This is a genomic window from Sandarakinorhabdus sp. (assembly GCF_040398665.1).
Lineage (GTDB): Bacteria > Pseudomonadota > Alphaproteobacteria > Sphingomonadales > Sphingomonadaceae > Sandarakinorhabdus.
Genome location: NZ_JBBATQ010000002.1, coordinates 275460 through 295107, shown reverse-complemented (window position 1 = coordinate 295107; position 19648 = coordinate 275460). Strand labels below are relative to the sequence as shown.

Below are 19648 nucleotides of genomic sequence, written 5' to 3'. Positions count from 1 at the left end.
CCAATCCTGGCCAGCCAGAACATGTCCTACACAGGCCTTTTGCGTTAGATATCGTCCTGCTCGGATGCACGTCGCATCATCCGACGCTAAGATATATCTTGTTCATCCCAAAATAGGGAAAAAGCGGAACCTTTGTAACCTTGTAAATAACAATCGCCCGATTTCCGCTCCAAAACAGGAGGAAGCGCCCATGATGCAGCCATCGGAACCGGCCTGCGCTGCGCCGCCGCGTCAGGCTGCGGGCTGTCTGCAGCCGGTTTATCTCCCGTTCAGCGGCCGGTGCTGATAGACTGCCGTCATGCGCCTGATTCCCCTTGCCCTGCTCCTCGCCGCCGCCCCTGCCCTCGCCCAGGCGCCAGCAGCGCCGCCTGCCGCCGGCCCGCTGCGCGTCGATATCAACGCCGGGCTGATGCAACCCATGCCGATCGCCGTGCCAGCCTTTGCGCCGGGCAATGGCGGCGCCACCGAGGCGGGCACCACCACCGCTTTGGGCGAGCGCGCGGCGCAGGTGATTGCCAATGATCTGAAATCCTCCGGCCTGTTCCGGCCGCTCGATCCGGCGGCCTTCACCACCACGGTCGGCGTCGATGATGTGTTGCACCCGGATTATCCGGCCTGGCGCACCATTGCGGCGCAGGCGCTGGTGACCGGCACGGTCAGCGCCAATCCCGATGGCGGCATCACGCTGGCCTGCTATGCCTATGATGTGTTTGCCGGCGCGGAAATCGCACGGCAGGGGTTCGTGACGACTGCGGCCGGCTGGCGGCGCGCGGCGCACAAATGTGCCGATCTCGTCTATGCGCGCCTCACCGGCGAAAGCGGCTATTTCGACAGCCGCATCGTCTATGTCTCCGAAACCGGCGCACGCACCAAACGCATCAAGCGGCTGGCGATCATGGATCAGGATGGCGCCGGCCATCGTTTCCTCACCTCGGGGCAGAATCTGGTGCTCACACCGCGCTTTGCGCCGGCGCAGCAGACGATCACCTACATGAGTTTCGAGAACAACCGGCCGCGGGTGTGGCTTTATACCCTGGGCAGTGGCCGGCAGGAGGCGGTGGGCCAGTTCGCCGCCATGACCTTCGCGCCGCGTTTCTCGCCGGATGGGCAGAATCTGATCTTGTCGATGGCGGTGGGCGGCAACACAGATATCTACCGCTTCAACATCCAGACCAGGCAGACCACCCGGCTCACCACCGGGCCGGGCATCGACACCTCGCCGAGCTATTCCCCCGACGGCAGCAAGATCGTCTTTGAAAGTGATCGTGGCGGCAGCCAGCAGGTCTATTTGATGAACGAAGATGGCAGCGGCCAGAGCCGGATCTCATTTGGTGAGGGCCGATCGGCCAGCCCGGTGTGGAGCCCGCGCGGCGATTATATCGCCTTCACCCGCATCGGCGCCGGGCGCTTCGGCATCGGCGTGATGCGGCCCGATGGCGGCGGCGAACGGCTGCTCACCAACGGCTATCAGGACGAAGGTGCCTCCTGGTCCCCCAACGGCCGGGTGATCCTGTTTTCCCGTTCCGAACGCAACGGGCGATCGGCGCTGTGGTCGGTGGACATTTCCGGTTTGAACGAGCGTCGGCTGGCAACGCCGCTGGATGCATCCGATCCCGCCTGGTCACCGTTGTTGCCCTAGATGTTGAATCTTGACAGTCTGGCTTTGGCCGATGTCATTTGTACCTTGAAGTTGAAAGGAACCCCAACCCCATGAATCGCACTTCAATCCGTTTCGCCCTGATGGCCACGCTCGCTCTGACCGTGACGGCCTGCGCCAAGAAGGAAAAGCCCCAGCTCGAGGCGCCGCCCACCGCCGCCCGACCGGAAGCCCCTGCAACGCCGGTCGCACCGCCCAGCAGCGGCGATCAGACCCCGGTTGTCACCAGCAGCATCGTGCCCGGCAGCCAGGACGATCTGCGCGCCCAGGCCGGCAAGGACACGGTGCTGTTCGCCTACGACAGCTATGAACTGGATGGCGATGCCCGCGCCATCCTGGCGCGCCATGCCGCGTGGCTGAAGAACAACAATGTCCGCGTGACGCTGGAAGGCCACGCCGATGAGCGCGGCACCCGCGAATATAATCTGGCGCTGGGGGAACGCCGCGCCAATTCGGTGAAGAATTTCCTGGCCAACGAAGGCGTCGATGTGGCGCGGCTGGCGACGATTTCCTATGGCAAGGAACGCCCGGTGGTAGAGGGCGCCGACGAGGCCGCCTTTGCGCAGAACCGCCGCGCCGTGACGACCGTAACGCGCTGAAGGTGTCACGCGCCGAGGGGGCTTCCCCGCGGCGCGCCAAGCCGATAACAGCACGGCCCATGCGGATCATTCACATGGGCACGCCAGACTTCGCCGTGCCGGCGCTGGATGCCTTGCGCCACGCCGGGCACGAGATCATGGCCGTCTATACGCGCGCGCCAAAGCCGGCCGGGCGCGGCAAGCAGTTGCAGGCCAGCCCGGTCAATGCGCGCGCCGCAGCGCTGGGTATCCCGGTGTTCTGCCCGCGCACGTTCCGCGACGCGGATGCAGTGGCCGAGTTTCTGGACGTGGCACGCGATTGTGATGTGGCCGTGGTCGCCGCCTATGGCCTGATCCTGCCGCCGGCCGTGCTGGCGGCGCCGCGATTGGGCTGCCTCAACATCCACGCCTCCCTGCTGCCGCGCTGGCGCGGGGCGGCACCGATCCAGCGGGCGATCCTGGCCGGCGATGTGCTGACCGGGGTGACCATCATGCAGATGGAGTTAGGCCTCGATACCGGGCCCATGTTGGCCGAAGCGCAAACCGCGGTGGGCACGAAGACCAGCGGCGAATTGTTCGGCGAGCTGGCCGTGCTGGGTGCCGAATTGCTGATCGATGTGCTGGCCAACCCGCGCCGCGCCGTGCTGCAGCCCGAGGACGGTGTCACCCTGGCGCCGCGCATCGAAAAGGCAGAGGCGCATCTCGACCCCACCCTGCCGGCGATCGAATTGGAGCGCCGGGTGCGGGCCTTCAACCCGGCGCCGGGCGCGTGGCTGGAGATTGGCGGCGAGCGCGTGAAGATCTTGGCGGCGACGGTGGAATCGGCCGCACCGGCGCCGGGCGTCACGCTGGATGATCGCCTGCTGATCGGCACCGCCGATGGCGGCTTGCGGCCCAGCATCGTCCAGCGCGCCGGCAAGCCGGCGATGCCGGTCAAGGCGCTGCTGAACGGCTGGCGGGTGCCGGCGGGAACGCTTGTGGCGTGACGCGCTATCGCTTCACGGTGGAATATGATGGCCGGCCATTCATGGGCTGGCAGCGCCAGGCGCATGGGCTCACCGTGCAGGCCGCCATCGAAGCCGCCATCCACGCCATCACCGGCGAAACCGTCGAAGTCATCGCCGCCGGACGCACCGATGCTGGCGTGCACGCCAGCGCCATGCCGGCGCATGCCGAGATCGAAAAGCCGTTCACGCCATTCAAGCTGATGGAGGCGATCAACGCCAGGCTGCGACCGCAACCGGTGGCGATCGTCGATTGCGCCGAAGCGCCGGATTGGCACGCGCGCTTCGATTGCCTGGGCCGGCGCTATCGCTACACGATCATCAATCGGCGCGCGCCGCTAACGGCACTCAGCGGGCTGGCGTGGCGGGTGCCGGTGCCGCTCGATCTCGATGCGATGCAGGCGGCGGCGCAGCTGCTGATCGGCCGCCACGATTTCACCACCTTCCGATCATCGCACTGCCAGGCCAGTTCGCCGCTGCGCACGCTCGATCGGCTGGAGGTGACCCGCAACGGCGATACGGTCGAAGTGTTCGCAGCGGCCCGGTCCTTCCTGCACCACCAGGTGCGATCGATGGTCGGCTGCCTCAAGCTGGTCGGCGAAGGCCAATGGTCGCCGGATGATCTGGCGGCGGCGCTGGCGGCCCGCAACCGGGACGCCCTCGGCCTCAACGCCCCACCCGATGGCTTGTGGTTCGTGGGCGCAATCTATCCGGGCCTGTCGGTGGGTTTTACAGAATGAATGTCTACCTGCGGCATGACGCGGGCAATATCAGCAGCTTGACCATTGGCCAGCCCTTGGCACGATAATTGCTTTGTCATCGGGTGTACAAGACCGGATGGAAAATACGGGTCCCATGGTGAACTGGTTGCAACAGGCGCAAAATTCTCCCCGCCTACGCTGGCTGGTCGGGATGGCCATTGGTGTGGTGGCGGGCGGCGCGGCCGGCTGGATGCTGATCGGCTGATCCGCGCCGGCCACGGCCACCAGCGCGTGGATCAGCGCCAGCCGAGCGCTTCGGCCATGATGTGGAAGATCAGATTCTGCTCCATCACGCCGCGCACCAGATCGGCGCGCGGGCCTTCGGCAAACAGCGCCACATCTTCGCCGCCATGGCTTTCGCTGCCGGTACCAAATGTCTTGCTCGCCAGATAATTGGGATCGGTTGGCGGCAGTTGGCGAGACAACTGCGGTGCCAGAAATGGGCCGTTGGCATAGGACAAGGTGGTCATCGGCTGGCCGCGATCATCCAGCGCCCAGCCTTCCTTGCTGATCGGACCGCCACCTTCGCCATCACGCGCCGGTTTGATGTAGCCCAAGATGTCGTTGCCACGCTCGGGGTAGCCGGCCATGGTCAACACATGGCTGTGATCTGCGGTCACCAGCACCAGCGTCTCATCCAGATTCACCATCTTCAGCACCTCGGCAACTGCAACGCTGAAGGTCTGTGCCTCCTTCAGTGCCCGATAGGGATTGCTGGCATGGTGGGCATGATCGATGCGGCCCCCTTCGATCATCAGATAATAGCCCTTGCCGCCGCGTGCCTTGGTGCCAGCGGCCAGCTTGGCCACAGCAAAGCGTGCCAGTTCGGGCAGGCCTGGCTCTGCGTCATCCTTGCGATCATGTTCAAAACTCAGATGGTCGGCCGTGAACAGGCCCAGCACCGGACCGGTGCTGGCGGCTGACAGAGCCCGCAGACCCTTGGCGTCGGCGACATATTGCCCGGTCGGCCAGCGCTGCTGCCATTCGCTCACCAGATTGCGGCCATCGTCGCGCACGCCGCCCTTGCCCACGGGCAGGAAGCGGGCGCCACCGCCGCCCAGCACCACCTCCACGCCGCCTTTGAAGTTCACCAACTGCGTGGCGAGATCGGCGCAGCCCGAAGCGCGGTCAGCCATCGGATAGGCACGATCGGCCCCTTCCCAATCGCGCTTGGGCACATGGCCAAACACCGCAGCCGGGGTGGCATGGGTGATGCGTGCCGTAGAGACAATGCCAACCGCCAACCCCTGGGCCCGCGCGATCTCAGCAAAGGTGCGCGGCAGCTTTTCCGGCGTCTTGCAGGCTTCGGCGCCCTGGTTCTGGCCCATGTTGATCACGCCGATGCGGGTCTTCACGCCAGTGTTGAAAGCGCTCGCCGTGCCGGCGCTGTCCGCCACCTGCGCATTGGTGTTATAGGTCTTCACCAGCGCGGTATTGGCCATGCGATCCCAGGCCAGGCTGTTCTCTTCGCCGGGGCCGGGCTTGCGACCGTCAATCGGGTGCTGGCCATCGAAGATGCGTGCCGCAGTGATGGTGGTGACGCCCATGCCGTCGCCGACCATCAGGATGACGTTTTTCGCCCGCTTCGGCCGGTTGACCACCTTCAGCCTTGCATCAAGCGCGGCGCGGCCGCCTTGCCACCAATCATCCTGCACGGGCGTGTCGAGCACCGGGCCAGCGGCCAATGCAGGGGCGGAAACGGCCAGGGTCGTGGCCAGCAGGATGTTGCGGATCATGGACATGGCTCTACCCTGCTCGCGGATTGTTACAGCAATTTGATTTCGCGCAGCCGTTCCCGCAGATAATCATCGGCGGTGATCGGCGGTTCAACGTGCGGGCCGCCCGGCAGCGTTCGGATCAGATAATCCGGCCGGAAATGCAGGAAGAACGGCGTTGAATAGCGCGCCACCCCCATGCGATCCGGTGCCGGGTTGACCACGCGGTGGGTGGTGGAGGGCAGGAGATGCCCGGTCAGGCGTTGCAGCATGTCCCCCACGTTGCACACCAGGCTGCCCGGCGGCGCGTCGATGCTGCGCCACTGGCCATCCTTGTCCAGCAATTGCAGCCCGGCCTCCTCGGCGCCCAGCAGCAAGGTGATCACATTGATATCCTCGTGGGCGCCGGCGCGGATGGCACCCGCCGCGTCGCCAAGAGATTCTGGCGTGACCGGCGGATAGTGCAGCAGGCGCAGCACCGAATTGCCGTCCCGCACCGGATCGACAAAGAAATCCGCCGCCAGGCCCAGATGCACGGCAATCGCCCGCAGCATGCGGTTGCCGGCACCGTCCAGAGCCGCATAGAGCGCGCCCACGGCCGCTTCGAATTCGGGCACCTCTGCGGGCCACAGATTGGCAAGCATGATCTTGGCATAGGCATGGCCGGCCGGCAGCGACCGCCCGACATGCCAGAATTCCTTCAGATCGGCCTTGGCCTCACCCTTCGCGGCTTCGATGCCGAACGGCGTCAGTCCGCGCTGGCCGCCACCGCCAGCCACCACATATTTCTGCTTGATGGCCTGCGGCAGCGCAAAGAACGCCTTTGTCGCCGCCATCGCCCGGTCGATCAGCGCAGGATCAATGCCGTGATCCGAAACGACGGCAAAGCCGGTCCGCGCGAAGGCATCGCCAAATCCGGCCGCAGCCGTGCCCAGATCGGAATCGATGAGCGAAAGCGGAATCGGCGTGATATCGGCTGCGAGGGACATACCGGCCTTTTGCCCCGGATTGACGCTGCTTGCCAGTCCCCGCCAGACGCGCACCACAATATGTTGACCGAACCCTGGACGCGCATTAGAGCGACCTCCCGATTGCCCGTGTCCGATCAGACGCGAGGCTTGTGGCAGCGTAGCTCAGTTGGTGAGAGCGCCGGATTCATAACCCGGAGGTCGGCGGTTCAAATCCGCCCGCTGCTACCATAGCCGACAATAAGCCGCATGACCCTCAGACGAGGATGAGGTGGCATGTTTGCGCAACCGCGGCTAATTGTTGCGGCCTGACCTGTTGGGGAGCCAAATCATGTCCATGCCCGCCGCCTTCGCTGGCCGCCTGTCGATCCCGGTGATCGGTTCGCCGTTGTTCATCATTTCCGGGCCGGAGCTGGTGATGGCCCAGTGCCGCGCCGGCATCATCGGCAGCTTCCCCAGCCTCAACGCCCGGCCGCTGGCCCAGTTCGAAGAATGGCTGCAACGCCTGTCGACCGAACTCGGGCCGAATGATGCGCCTTATGCCGTCAACCTGATTGTCCACCGGTCCAACGATCGGTTGATGGATGATCTGGCGCTGTGCGTGAAATACAAGGTGCCGTTGATCATCACCTCCTTGGGTGCGCGCGAGGACGTGAACGAGGCCATCCACAGCTATGGCGGCATCGTGATGCACGACATCATCAACAACAAGTTCGCCAAGAAAGCCGTGGAAAAGGGTGCCGACGGCCTGATCGCCGTTGCCGCCGGGGCTGGCGGCCATGCCGGCACCACCAGCCCATTCGCGCTGATCCAGGAAATCCGCGAATGGTTTGATGGCCCGCTGGCGCTTTCGGGCTCGATTGCCACCGGCGATGCCGTGCTGGCCGCGCAGGCGATGGGTGCCGATTTCGGCTATATCGGCAGTGCCTTCATCGCAACCGCTGAAGCCCGCGCGGTGCAGGGTTACAAGGACATGATCGTCGAAAGCGCTGCTTCCGACATCGTTTATTCCAACCTGTTCACCGGCGTGCACGGCAATTATCTGCGCCCATCGATCGTCAACGCCGGCATGGATCCGGATGCGCTGCCGACCAGCGATCCGTCGGCGATGAACTTCGGCAGCGGCGGCAACACCGACGCCAAGGCCTGGAAAGACATCTGGGGCTGCGGTCAGGGCATCGGTGCGGTCAAGGAAGTGCTGCCCGCCGGAGAACTGGTCGCGCGGTTGATCCGCGAATATGATGTGGCGCGCGCGCGCATCGGCATGAAGACCGCAGCGATCGCAGCGGCGTGAACCGAATGCAGATCGACTTGACCGCTAGAACCCGTCTTGTGTGGCTGGCCGGTGCCATGGTGCTCGGCATGCTCAGCCAGTGGTGCACGGTGTTCGGGCCCTGTGGGGCCCCGATCTAGGGTCGATCGCGCTAACGTTGAAGTGTTTGCCGCCCTCCCCCTTGCGGGGAGGGCGGGATCATCAAATCAGAACGCAATCAAGTCCAGCGGGTCAACCGACCCGTTCGGCGCCAGCCGCGCGCTTGTCCTCTGTGGCCAGCGGCTTTGCCTTCACGCCCAGGCTGATCAGCAGCGACGATGACACGAAGATCGACGAATAGGTACCGACCACAATCCCCAGCACCATCGCCGCAGTGAAGCCGAAAATAACCTCCGGGCCCAGGAACAGCAACGCCACCAGCGCCGCCAGCAGTGTCACCGAGGTCATCACCGTGCGCGGCAGCGTTTCGTTCACCGACAGATCGATGATGCCCTTGATGTCCATCTGCCGATACTTGCGCAGGTTTTCGCGGATGCGATCGTCGATCACCACCTTGTCGTTCAGGCTGTAGCCGATGATGGTCAGCACGGCAGCGACGATGTTGAGATCGAATTCGAGCTGCGTGAGCGCGAAAAAGCCCAACGTCACCACCACATCATGCACCAGGGCCACCACCGTGGACACGCCGAAATACCATTCGAAGCGGAACCAGGTGAACACGGCCACGAACAGCATCGACAGGCCGACCGCCCACAGGCCGTCGGTGATCAACTCATCGGACACCTTGCCCGATACGCTTTCGACGCGGGCAAAGCTGACGCCGGGATAATCCTTTTCCAGCGCCTTGCGCACCTTGGCCACCACGCGCTGCACGGCCGCCTGATCGCCGTCGGGCAACGGCAGCCGCACCAGGATGGTCGAAGGCTTGCCGAATTCCTGCAGGGCCGCATCGCCGACACCCACCTGATTGACCCGCACGCGCAGCGTATCAAGCTCGGGCGGCGCCTTGAATTCCACCTGCATGGTCAGGCCGCCGAGGAAATCGACCCCCAGATTGAGCCCGCGCAGGCCCAGCAGCGCGCCAGCGCCGATGGTGAGCGCAATGGTGAACGCAAACGCCAGAAAGCGCAGTTTGACGAAACCGATATTGGTGTTGTCGGGAACAAGTTTCAGCGGCATGGGGCCAGTCCTTTCCCGATCAGATGTCGAGCGTGGCGGGGCGCGCCGACGTCAACCAGCGCGCCACCATCCAGCGCACCAAGGTGACCGCGGTGAACACCGATGTGGCAATGCCGATCGACAGCACCACGGCAAAGCCCTTGATCGGGCCGGAGCCGAACAGGAACATGATGATGGCGACGATGATGTTCAGGCTGTTGGCATCCCAGATGGTGCGGGTGGCTTCGCGGAAGCCCACCTCCACACTGGCGATCACGCCCCTGCCCTTGCGTTGTTCTTCGCGGATGCGTTCGTTCACCAGCACGTTGGCGTCCACCGCCGCGCCGATGGTCAGCACCATGCCGGCAATGCCCGGCAGCGTCAGCGTGAAGCCGGCCGCCGACATGATGCCGAGGATCATGATGATGTTGATGAACAGCGCAACCACGGCATAGACGCCGAAGCGGCCGTAAGTGAGGATCATCAGAAGCGAAACCGCCAGCACCGCCACGATCGACGCAATGGCGCCGGCGCGGATCGAATCCGCACCCAGATCGGGCCCGACCGTTCGCTCCTCGACCACCTTCAGTTCCACCGGCAACTTGCCCGAACGCAGCAGGATGGCCAGTTCGTTGGCAGTTTCCACCGTGTAACTGCCACTGATCACGCCGCTGCCGCCCAGGATCGGCTCGTTGATGTTCGGCGCGGAAATCACCATGCCGTCGAGGATGATGGCAAATGGCTTGCCGACATTCTCGGTGGTGGCCTGGGCAAAACGCCGGCCGCCGGTCGAATCAAAGCGGAACGACACCGCTGGCGCACCATTCTGATCGGTGGAAACCTGGGAATCGACCAGTTGATCGCCGGTGATGATGGCGCGGCGCTTCACCACCACCTGCCCGCCCTGCTGAACCGGGAGGATCTGGCTGCCCGGCGGCGCGCGGCCCTGGGCGACCTCTTCCGGATCGGCCGCAGCATCGACCAGTTTGAATTCCAGCTTCGCGGTCTTGCCGAGCAGCGCCTTCAGTGCTTCCGGGTCTTGCAGACCCGGCACCTGCACGACGATGCGGGTCTTGCCCTGCCGCACAATGGTCGGCTCGCGCGTGCCGAGCTCGTCGATGCGCTTGCGGATGACTTCGACAGCCTGCGCCATGGCGCCATCGACAGCCGCACTGATGCCGGCGGCCGTTGGTTGCAGGATGATCTGGCCGGGCAGGCTGCCGCGGCTGACCGAGACCTCACGCGCCGCGCCGACACCCAGCGGCGCGGTCACCTTGTTGAGGATGGCGACGGCCTGATCGACGCGGGTGACATCGCCCACCGCAAAGCTCAATTGGCCGCGGTTGATCGACAGGTCCGACACGGCAATCGCGCCGCCTTCGGCCACGCGCAATTCGCTGCGCACCGTGTCTTCCAGGCCTTCCAGCTTGGCCTTTTCAACCTCGTTGGCGGTGGCTTCCAGCATCAGATGCGAGCCGCCGCGCAGATCGAGGCCCAGCGGCAACTGGCTTTTCGGCAGGCCGTCGGGGATCATCGCAATCTGCGACGGCGTCAGCGCGTTGGGCACCGCCAGCAGGAAGCAGACGAGCACAGTCAGCCAGATCGACCAGTTCTTCCACGCGGGAAAATCGAGCACGAGCGCTTATTCCTTGCCGACCGTTGCAACATCGTTGGCGGCGGTCAGGCCGCGCGACTTGACATCGACCAGTGTGGATTTGAGCACGCGGAACTTCACGTTCGGGCCGGCTTCCACTTCCACTTCGGTATCGGTCACGCGAATGGCCTTGCCGATGATCCCGCCGCCGGTCACCACATCGTCACCCTTTTTCACGGCGTCGACCATGGCACGGTGCTGCTTCACCCGCTGCTGCTGCGGCCGGATGATCAGGAAATAGAAAATCCCGAAGATCGCCAGATAAGGCAGGAAGCCGATCAGGGCGGCAGTGCCGCCAGCAGCGGCAGCGCCGGCTGTCTGGGCATGGGCCGGGGATGCAAATATCATGGTCTCGCTCTCGGAAAATCGACCGGAAAACCGGATGGCATGGGCTCTAGCGGCTTGCCCACACTCACGCAACCATGCCACGCAACCGTGGCGCACAGGCCCCGGCGGGTGGCAGTTCCCATGTGGCGATGCTTTGGCTATCGGATGGGCATGGAAATCCAAGCCGCCCATCTGGCCCGCATCGCCGCCGCCCTGGAACGCCTGTCACCGGCCCCGGCGCCGGCAGCCGATCCGACAATTGGCCACTGGTTCGGCTGGGATGGCACCGGCCTGCTGGCGTTGCCGCCGGCACGTACCACGCCGCTGGCGCTGTATCAGGGCGTGGCCCCCCAGGCGCAGGCACTGCTGGAAAACAGCCGCCGCCACGCCCAGCGCTTGCCGGCGCATGATGTGCTGCTGTGGGGTGCGCGCGGCATGGGCAAATCCAGCCTGGCGCGCAGCGTCGTTGCCGAGCTGCTCGCCAAAGGCGATGATCTGGCCCTGGTGCAACTGATGCTGCCGGCGTTGCCGACCCTGCCCCTGCTGTTCCGCCATCTGGCCCAGGTGAATCGGCCGTTTCTGCTGTTCCTCGATGATGTCTCGCTGGGCGCCGATGCGGCGGACGTCCATGCCTTGCGCTCGCTGCTCGATGGTGGCGTGCAGGCGCGGCCCGACCATCTGCGCCTGATCGTCACCAGCAACCGCCGCCATCTGGTGCCGCGATCACTGCAAGAAAATGAAGGCGATGCGATCAACCCGCGCGATGTCGCCGATGATCATCTGGCATTGGCCGATCGCTTCGGGTTGCGGCTGGGCTTCCACCCCTGTGATCAACCGCAGTATCTGGCGATGTGTGCGGCCTATGCGGCGGCACATGGCCTGGCGTTTGATCCTGCTGCCGCGCTGGCCTGGGCAATGGCGCGCGGCGCACGATCCGGGCGGGTGGCTTGGCAGTTCACGGTGGAACAGGCCGGCGCGCAAGGCGTCCGGTTGTAACCCGCCGCTGCGGCATGACGCGCGGGCCGGTTGCGGCGAGGCGTGCGAGCCTGCTAGGACACTGGTCTACATTCGGTTCTGAAGGCACGCTCTCTTGAAAACACTTGGCCTGATCTGGCGCTTCATCGTTGGCATCAAGGATCTCTTGGTCCTTGCCCTGCTGGTGGTTTTCTTCATCGCGGTTTCGGCGGCGCTGTCCGGCGCTTCGCCGGCCACCGTGCCGGAAAGCGGCGCACTGGTGGTGTCGCTGGATGGCGCCATCGTGGATCAAGGCAGCGAGACGTCGCCGTTCGACACGGTCAGCGGCAATGTCGGCAGCGAAGCGCAGCTGCGCGATATCGTGCGCGGCATCGATCGCGCCGCCGCTGACAGCCGCATCAAGGCGCTGGTGCTCGATCTCGATCTGTTTGCCGGCGGCGGCCAGGCCAATATCGCCGCGGTGACCGAAGCCATCGGCCGGTTCCGCAAGAGCGGCAAGCCGGTGCACGCCTGGGCGACCGCCTATTCCGATGACAGTTGGCTGCTGGCCGCGGGTGCAAACCGCATCTGGCTCAATCCGCTGGGCGGCGTGATTTTCACCGGCCCGGGCGGATCGCGGCTGTATTTCGCCCGCGCGCTCGAAAAATTGCAGATCGATGTCAACGTGTTCCGCGTCGGCACCTACAAGAGCTTCGTGGAGCCCTACACCCGCGCCAGCGCTTCCCCCGAAGCCAAGGCCGCCGATCAGGCGCTGGCCAGCAGCCTGTGGAACAGTTGGCTCGCCGATGTGAAGCGCTTGCGCCCCACGGCCGATGTGCCGTCGTTCATCGCGCAACTGCCGCAGCGGCTCGGCCAGGCCGGCGGCGATGGTGCCCGCGCGGCGCTGAATGCCAAGCTGGTCGATCAACTCGCCAGCCGTGACGATTTTGATGCCGCAATGGTCAAGCTGGTTGGCGACGGCGATCTTGAATATTGGGGCCATTACGCTGGCGTTACGCTCACCGATTATCTCAGCGCCACCGCCAGCCAGGACAAGAACGGCGGCGACGCGGTCGGCGTCGTCTATGTCAGCGGCAACATCGTCGATGGCGAAGCGCCGCGTGGCACCGCCGGCAGCACCACCATCCGCCATGCCCTGGAAGAAGCCCTCAACGAAAACCCCGGCATCAAGGCGCTGGTGGTGCGCGTCGATTCGGGTGGCGGTTCGGTGACGGCATCGGAGGAAATCCGTGCTGCCCTGATCAGCGCCAAGGCCGGTGGCCTGCCGGTGGTCGCCAGCTTTGGCCCGGTGGCGGCCAGCGGCGGCTATTGGGTGGGCACCGCGGCAGACGAGATTTTCGCGCAGCCGTCCACCATCACGGGTTCGATTGGCGTGTTCGCCATCCTGCCCAGCTTCCCGCGGGCCCTGAACGATCTGGGCATCAACAGCGATGGCGTGAAGACCACCCCCTACAGCGGTGAACCCGATGTGGTCGCCGGCCTGTCGCCCGAAGTGCGCCAGGTGCTGCAGATGGGCGTTGAAAACACCTATCAGCAGTTCATCAATCTTGTCGCCAAGGCGCGAAAATTGCCCGTGGCCGAAGTCGATCGCATCGCGCAGGGCCGCGTGTGGGCCGGCACGGAGGCGCAGCGCCTGAAGCTGGTCGACACGATGGGCGGGCTGGATGCGGCCATCGCCGCTGCGGCGCGCAAGGCCGGCATCAAGGGCGAGGTGCGGGTGATCGATATCGAAAAGCCGGAACCGGCCTGGGTCAAGGCGCTGAAGAACTTTGGCAGCAGCGAGACCGAACAACAGGCGCGCGATCCGTGGGCAAGGCTGCTGCTGGCCTCACGCCAGCGCCTGCTGAGCAGCATGGCGGATTTCGCTTTCCTGGCATCAGGCCGCGGCGCCACGATCCAGGCGGCCTGCCTGGAATGTTCTGCCGCCGGCAGCCCGCGCCCGGCCACGGCGCGCGCCAGCGCCGATACGGTCAGCAAACTCGCCGCCCTGGCTCAATCGTCCCGGTAACCCGGCAACGACAGCCCGGTGGCAATTGCCAGCGCGCGCAGGCCAAAGCCGGCTGTGGCACCGATGATCGCCGCCGGCCACAGGCCCAAGCCCAGCAGGGTCAGGCCCACATAGGTCCCGGCCCCCAGCGCGGCGGCGGAGACATAGATTTCCTTGCTCAGCAGGATCGACGGCTCGCCGGCCAGCAGATCGCGCACGATGCCGCCGAAACTAGCGGTGAGCACGCCCATGCCCACCGCCGGCAACGCCGGCACGCCGTAACTCAGCGCCTTGGCCGCCCCCAACACGGCATAGGCACCCAGACCGACGGCGTCGAACCACAGCAGCGCATTCAGACGCCAGCGATCGGCGCGCAGCAGCCACACCGCCGCTGCGCCCACCAAGCAGATGCCGAGATAGTCCGACCGCCCCACCCAGAACACCGGCGCGCCGATCAACAGATCCCTGAGCGTGCCGCCGCCAATGCCGGTGACCGCCGCGAAGAAGGCGAAGGTCACGATGGTCTGCTTGATCCGCGCGGCGGCCAGCGCACCGGACACGGCAAACACCGCGACGCCAGCCATGTCGAGCACGGCCAGCAAAGGCTCCAGCGGCGGCAGCGGCAGCGGAGGGGCCATCAGCGGCGCCGCCAGAAATGCTTGATCGTCAGCAGCGCGCCCGAGAGCACGACGCCCAGCGCCACCAATGTAGCCGCGATGATCACTGGCCCGTGCGTGTTCTCGCGATCCTGCCAATCCATGATGTGCAGGCCCCAGAACAGATCATAGAAGCGCCACCACGGCGTCCGCACCGCGCCGATCTCGCCCTGGCTGTTGATATAGACGCGGATGTCGTCGGCAAATTCCACGCGGTATCCCGCCGTATCCCGCCAGTCGCTGGCCGGGTTGGCGGGGGTGATCGCCGTCACCGTGACCGGCCCGGTCAGCGTGGTGCCAGCGCGAGCAATAGCCTCAGCCTGCGCGGTGGTGATGGCGATGGGCTGGCCCGTCACCGCATCCAGCAGCCGCTTGCCCTGCCCGTCCGTCACTTTCCAAACCGGCTTGCCCAGCAATTGGCCCAGTTCCAGTTTCTCGACGCCCGTCAGCGCCGGCAGCCCGACTGGCATGATGAGCGCGGGCTTGTCACGCCGCACGTCATCGCCGCGCACCACCTCCAGCGGGCGCACCACCATCACCAGGCCAGACGCCACCCACAGGATGATCTGAATACCAATGATCACGCCAGTCCACAGATGGAGCCAACGAACGGTGCGGGTGGCGCGGGGGGAGAGCATAAGGTGGGTGTAGCGGGGCCGGCGCGGCCCGTCACCTCTGCGTCGCCTTGGCGCGCCACCGCCGTACGACGGGAATGGGTGCCAGTCCCCGTCAGTTGAGATCAACGCCTGGCCCGCGCTTGCAAGACAAGGTCACGCGGTCGATAAACGGCGCTCATGGAAACGCCCACTCCAGCGTTACAGCAGTTCGGCGATGGCATCTGGCTTGCCGATGGCGTGGAAGTGGATGTGGCTGGCTTCCGCTACCCAACGCGGGCAGCCATAGTTCGCCTGTCGAGCGGCGGCCTTCTGGTGTGGTCACCGGTGGCGCTGACGTCGGCTTTGCGTGCCGAGGTCGAAGCGCTCGACGAGGTCCGCCACCTCGTGGCGCCCAACAGCCTGCACCACCTGTTCCTGCACGAGTGGCAAGTTGCCTACCCGAAGGCCAAGGTCCACGCACCGCCGGGCCTTCGCAAAAAGCGCCCCGATGTCGCCTTTGATGGCGATCTGGTCGATGGCGGCGGTTCGCCATGGGCGGCCGATCTTGATCAGGTCGTGATCCGCGGCAACTTGATCACCACCGAGGTTGTATTCTTTCACTTTGCAAGCCGCACGGTGCTGTTCACCGATCTGATCCAGCAATTCGCGCCTGGATCGTTGGCCGGGTGGCGGGCGCTTGTGGCGCGGCTCGATCTCATGACCGAAGCTGAACCGCAGGTGCCGCGCAAGTTCCGCGCTGCCTTCATTGATCGCGCCGCTGCCCGCGCATCGATCAATCGCGTCCTGATCTGGCCGGCAGACAAAGTCGTGATGGCGCACGCACCGCCCGTGCTGGATGACGGACAAGCCTTCATTGCCCGCGCCTTTGGCTGGCTCTGAATTCAAGACTGGCGACGCCCTCCGGACCAAACGCAGCGTCATTTGGGTTGCGCAAAGGCCTGATCTCCGATCGACTCAAATGCGGTCGGCTTTCAATCTGCCCAGTTCAACCCAGCCGGCAATTCAACCGCACAAAAATCGATTTGCAGCACGCGCCGCCGGCCCGGCGATATGGCCCGCGCGGATCGGTGAAGGATCGGCGTGCGATATACCCACAGGTCGCCGGGCGTTGCCAGGCACAGTTGCCGTGGATATTGCTCGGCCTGATTGGCACTTGCGCCGGCAGTGACCCGCTTGTGATGCGAGCCGACGGCGACTTCCAGCGGCGCATTGTCGGCCGGGCAATCATCAATGTGCAGGCGCACCGTCAACATCGCCGCCAGCAGGTGAAAGGGCGGTTCGACATGGCAAATGCCCTGCTTCACCGACCACGGGCCATAACCGGGAATGTCGCGGCGTTCGCGCACGGCGATGGTGCGATCCTGATGCCAGGGCACCAGCCAGTTTGCATCCGGCGTCTTGTCGAACCAGACGGCGCGTACGGCCCGGGCCCCCGGCAGCAGCGGCGCTACAATGCCAGTGATCGCGGCCAGCACTTCGCCCAGTGCGGTGTCGCTGATCGAAACCCGCGCGCCTGCCCTCACCGCTCCGAAATGATCCGCAAGCCACGTGAGTGCTGGACTGGCCACAGCTGCACTGACCAGCAGGCAGCCATCCCGTTCCAACTCTTCGCGGCCCACCACCATCACATGTGGATGGGCTTGCCCGTCACCGCCATCGCCGCCTCCTTCAGCGCCTCCGAATGCGTCGGATGCGCATGGCAGGTCAGCGCAATGTCCTCGGAAGACGCACCAAACTCCATCGCCTGCGCGGCTTGGGCGATCATCGTGCCGGCCAAGGCGCCGATGATGTGTACGCCCAGCACGCGATCGGTCTTCGCATCGGCCAGTATCTTCACGAAGCCATCGGTGTCGCGGTTGGTCTTGGCGCGGCTGTTGGCGGCGAACAGGAATTTGCCGACCTTGTAGGCGACGCCCGCGGCTTTCAGCTCTTCCTCGGTCTTGCCGACCGTGCCGACCTCCGGGTGGGTGTAGACCACGGCCGGGATCACATCATGGTTCACATAGCCGGCGAGGCCAGCGATATTGTCGGCGCAGGCCAAGCCTTCGTCTTCGGCCTTGTGCGCCAGCATCGGGCCTTCCACCACATCGCCGATCGCCCAGATGCCGGGCACGTTGGTGGCGAAATGGTGATCGATGGGGATGCGGCCCTTGGCGTCCACCGCCAGGCCGGTCGCGCCCAGATTGAGGCCATCGGTGTTGGGCCGCCGACCGATCGAGAGCAACACGATATCGGCCGCGATGGTCTCGCTGTTGCCGCCCGCCGCTGGCTCCACCGTCACCACCGCGCCGCCGCCATCACGCGCCACGCTCACCACCTTGGTTGAGGTCTTCAGCTCAAGGCCCTGTTTCTTCAAGATCTTCGCGAACGCATCCGCAACTTCGATATCCATCGCCGGCACAATGCGAGGCGCATACTCCACCACGGTCACCTTGGCGCCAAGCCGCCGCCAGACACTGCCCATTTCCAGGCCGATATAGCCGCCGCCGATCACCACCAGATGGCCGGGCACCTTTGGCAGCGCCAGCGCTTCGGTGGAGGTGATGATCACCTCCCCATCCGGCGTGATGCCGGGCAGCAGCGCGACTTCGGAACCGGTGGCGATGATGAAATTCTTCGCGGTGATGGTGCGGCCGTCCACCTGCACCGATTTGGCATCGACGAAGCTGGCCGCACCCTTGATCCATTCCACCTTGTTCTTCTTGAACAACATGGCGATGCCGCCGGTCAGTTCCTTCACCGCCTTGTCCTTCTCCCCCAGCAAGGTGGAGAGATCGAAGGAGACATTGTCGGCCTTCACGCCGAACTTGGCGAGATGGCCGCCAGCCAGTTCCTCATAGAGATGGCTGCCGTTCAGCAGCGCCTTCGATGGGATGCAGCCGACATTCAGGCAGGTGCCGCCCAGCGCGGCACGCTTTTCGATGCACGCCACGTTCAGGCCATGTTGCGCCGCGCGAATGGCCGCCACATAGCCGCCAGGGCCGCCGCCGATGACGCACACGTCAAATTCAGTGGCCATGGTCAGGCCCTTTCTGTCAGAGGTCGATCAGCAGCCGCGCCGGGTCTTCAATGGCTTCCTTCACCCGCACCAGGAAGGTCACCGCCTCGCGGCCATCGATCAGGCGATGGTCATAGCTCAGCGCCATGTACATCATCGGGCGGACCACCACGGCGCCATCGCGCACCACCGGCCGGTCCTCGATGCGGTGGAGGCCGAGCACGCCCGATTGCGGCGGGTTGAGGATCGGCGTGGACAGCAGCGAGCCGAACACGCCGCCATTGGAAATGGTGAAATTGCCGCCCTGCATGTCGGCGATGGTCAGCGTGCCGGCCTGGGCGCGGCGGCCGAAATCGGCGATTTCCTTTTCGATCGTGGCAAAGCTCTTGGCCTGCGCATCCTTCAGGATCGGCACCACAAGGCCGCCGGGCGACGACACCGCCACGCCCAGATCGGCATAATCCTTGTAGACGATCTCGTCGCCTTCGATCGCAGCACCCACCGACGGCACATCCTTCAGCGCCAGCACCACCGCCTTGGCAAAGAACGACATGAAGCCGAGGCGCACGCCGTGCTTCTTCTCGAACATATCCTTGTACCGGGCGCGCGCCTCGATCACCGCGCTCATGTCCACATCATTGAATGTGGTCAGCATGGCGGCGCTGTTCTGCGCTTCCTTCAGGCGGCGCGCGATGGTCTGGCGCAGGCGGGTCATCCGCACGCGCTCTTCCCGGCGCGCGGCAGGGGCAGCGGAGACGACAGCAGGCGCTGCGGCCACCGGAGCCGCAGCCCTTGCCGGGGCATTGACCCGCGCCGTGCCGGCCTCGATCGCGGCCAGCACATCGCCCTTGGTCAAGCGGCCATCCTTGCCGGTGCCGCTGATGCTGGCGGGATCGAGATTATAGCTGTCGATCAAGCCACGCACCGCCGGGCTGATCGCTTCATGCGCGGTGCCGGCCTGTGCGGCGGCATGGCCGGTGGCGATCATCGCATCGGACGCGGCCAGTTCCGGCACCACGGATTCGACGGTGACGGCTGGTGCGGACGCTGCCGGGGCTGGTGGCGCGCTCGCCACCGCGGCGCCGGCCTCGATCCGCGCCAGCAGCGCACCCACGGTCACCGTATCGCCGGTCTGGTGATATTGCTCGCCCATCACGCCAGCGACGGGCGACGGCACTTCCACCGCCACCTTGTCGGTTTCCAGCGCCACGATGGCCTCATCGGCGGCCACCGCATCGCCGGGCTGCTTCAGCCACTGGCCAACACTGGCTTCGGTGATGGATTCGCCCAGGGTGGGCACAACAACGTCAACGGCCATGA

At 65.3% G+C, this 19648-nt stretch carries 18 protein-coding genes and 1 tRNA gene; 9 read left to right on the top strand and 10 right to left on the bottom strand.

Annotated elements, in window-relative coordinates; genetic code table 11:
* Positions 1 to 298: 298 nt before the first annotated feature.
* The 4 genes from tolB (at position 299) to truA (ending at position 3979) form a co-directional block, all read left to right on the top strand.
* Positions 299 to 1639, top strand: a complete 1341-nt coding sequence (gene tolB / locus ABWP22_RS04175; protein WP_353198687.1) for a Tol-Pal system beta propeller repeat protein TolB — start codon at positions 299 to 301, stop codon at positions 1637 to 1639.
* Positions 1640 to 1710: 71 nt separating this feature from the next.
* Complete coding sequence (pal, locus tag ABWP22_RS04170) at positions 1711 to 2256, top strand: peptidoglycan-associated lipoprotein Pal (protein WP_353198686.1); 546 nt, start codon at positions 1711 to 1713, stop codon at positions 2254 to 2256.
* A 59-nt stretch (positions 2257 to 2315) separates the two neighbouring features.
* Positions 2316 to 3221: a methionyl-tRNA formyltransferase gene (gene fmt, locus ABWP22_RS04165; protein WP_353198685.1), complete on the top strand. Its 906-nt coding sequence runs from the start codon at positions 2316 to 2318 to the stop codon at positions 3219 to 3221.
* Positions 3218 to 3979 carry a tRNA pseudouridine(38-40) synthase TruA gene (truA, locus tag ABWP22_RS04160; RefSeq protein WP_353198684.1) on the top strand — a complete coding sequence of 254 codons (762 nt, stop codon included), beginning with the start codon at positions 3218 to 3220 and terminating at the stop codon, positions 3977 to 3979. The genes fmt and truA overlap by 4 nt, the downstream gene beginning before the upstream one ends.
* Positions 3980 to 4236: 257 nt before the next feature.
* Here truA and ABWP22_RS04155 read toward each other — a convergent pair whose 3' ends face one another.
* On the bottom strand, positions 4237 to 5736 hold the full coding sequence (locus tag ABWP22_RS04155; protein ID WP_353198683.1) for an alkaline phosphatase: 1500 nt from the start codon (positions 5734 to 5736) through the stop codon (positions 4237 to 4239).
* A 29-nt stretch (positions 5737 to 5765) separates the two neighbouring features.
* The gene (locus ABWP22_RS04150) at positions 5766 to 6704 is read right to left on the bottom strand and encodes an isopenicillin N synthase family dioxygenase (RefSeq protein WP_353198682.1); all 939 of its coding nucleotides are present in this window, start codon (positions 6702 to 6704) and stop codon (positions 5766 to 5768) included.
* A gap of 133 nt (positions 6705 to 6837) precedes the next feature.
* Between ABWP22_RS04150 and ABWP22_RS04145 the strand changes: the two genes are divergently transcribed.
* Positions 6838 to 6914: transfer RNA gene (locus tag ABWP22_RS04145), tRNA-Met, on the top strand.
* Positions 6915 to 7014: 100 nt separating this feature from the next.
* Positions 7015 to 7977 (top strand): NAD(P)H-dependent flavin oxidoreductase, encoded by a 963-nt coding sequence (locus ABWP22_RS04140; RefSeq protein WP_353198681.1) that lies wholly within the window; start codon positions 7015 to 7017, stop codon positions 7975 to 7977.
* Positions 7978 to 8187: 210 nt separating this feature from the next.
* On the opposite strand, the gene secF is transcribed toward ABWP22_RS04140, so the two are convergent.
* From secF to yajC, 3 genes are read right to left on the bottom strand one after another with little or no spacing between them, the layout of a single operon-like run.
* A complete protein-coding gene (gene secF, locus ABWP22_RS04135) occupies positions 8188 to 9135 on the bottom strand; it encodes a protein translocase subunit SecF (protein ID WP_353198680.1) in 948 nt (315 codons plus the stop codon).
* 19 nt (positions 9136 to 9154) lie between these two features.
* Positions 9155 to 10750, bottom strand: coding sequence for a protein translocase subunit SecD (gene secD / locus ABWP22_RS04130; protein WP_353198679.1), 1596 nt, complete (start codon positions 10748 to 10750; stop codon positions 9155 to 9157).
* A 6-nt stretch (positions 10751 to 10756) separates the two neighbouring features.
* A complete protein-coding gene (yajC, locus tag ABWP22_RS04125) occupies positions 10757 to 11113 on the bottom strand; it encodes a preprotein translocase subunit YajC (RefSeq protein ID WP_353198875.1) in 357 nt (118 codons plus the stop codon).
* Positions 11114 to 11266: 153 nt separating this feature from the next.
* Here yajC and ABWP22_RS04120 point away from each other — a divergent pair, with 153 nt between their 5' ends.
* Positions 11267 to 12091 (top strand): DUF815 domain-containing protein, encoded by an 825-nt coding sequence (locus ABWP22_RS04120; protein WP_502951082.1) that lies wholly within the window; start codon positions 11267 to 11269, stop codon positions 12089 to 12091.
* Positions 12092 to 12185: 94 nt separating this feature from the next.
* Positions 12186 to 14078 carry a signal peptide peptidase SppA gene (gene sppA / locus ABWP22_RS04115; RefSeq protein ID WP_353198677.1) on the top strand — a complete coding sequence of 631 codons (1893 nt, stop codon included), beginning with the start codon at positions 12186 to 12188 and terminating at the stop codon, positions 14076 to 14078.
* Here sppA and ABWP22_RS04110 read toward each other — a convergent pair.
* Together ABWP22_RS04110 and ABWP22_RS04105 are read right to left on the bottom strand one after the other, a co-directional pair.
* Positions 14063 to 14695 carry a trimeric intracellular cation channel family protein gene (locus tag ABWP22_RS04110; RefSeq protein WP_353198676.1) on the bottom strand — a complete coding sequence of 211 codons (633 nt, stop codon included), beginning with the start codon at positions 14693 to 14695 and terminating at the stop codon, positions 14063 to 14065. The two genes, sppA and ABWP22_RS04110, sit on opposite strands and share 16 nt — an antisense overlap.
* Positions 14695 to 15297, bottom strand: a complete 603-nt coding sequence (locus ABWP22_RS04105) for a hypothetical protein (RefSeq protein WP_502951081.1) — start codon at positions 15295 to 15297, stop codon at positions 14695 to 14697. The genes ABWP22_RS04110 and ABWP22_RS04105 overlap by 1 nt, the downstream gene beginning before the upstream one ends.
* A gap of 210 nt (positions 15298 to 15507) precedes the next feature.
* Here ABWP22_RS04105 and ABWP22_RS04100 point away from each other — a divergent pair, with 210 nt between their 5' ends.
* Positions 15508 to 16209, top strand: coding sequence for a DUF4336 domain-containing protein (locus tag ABWP22_RS04100; protein ID WP_353198674.1), 702 nt, complete (start codon positions 15508 to 15510; stop codon positions 16207 to 16209).
* A gap of 92 nt (positions 16210 to 16301) precedes the next feature.
* Here the strand turns inward: ABWP22_RS04100 and ABWP22_RS04095 are convergent, their stop codons facing one another.
* From ABWP22_RS04095 to odhB, 3 genes are all read right to left on the bottom strand, one after another.
* Complete coding sequence (locus ABWP22_RS04095; protein WP_353198673.1) at positions 16302 to 16853, bottom strand: phytanoyl-CoA dioxygenase family protein; 552 nt, start codon at positions 16851 to 16853, stop codon at positions 16302 to 16304.
* A gap of 101 nt (positions 16854 to 16954) precedes the next feature.
* A complete protein-coding gene (lpdA, locus tag ABWP22_RS04090; RefSeq protein ID WP_353198672.1) occupies positions 16955 to 18349 on the bottom strand; it encodes a dihydrolipoyl dehydrogenase in 1395 nt (464 codons plus the stop codon).
* Positions 18350 to 18365: 16 nt separating this feature from the next.
* Positions 18366 to 19646 carry a 2-oxoglutarate dehydrogenase complex dihydrolipoyllysine-residue succinyltransferase gene (odhB, locus tag ABWP22_RS04085; protein ID WP_353198671.1) on the bottom strand — a complete coding sequence of 427 codons (1281 nt, stop codon included), beginning with the start codon at positions 19644 to 19646 and terminating at the stop codon, positions 18366 to 18368.
* Positions 19647 to 19648 lie beyond the last annotated feature (2 nt).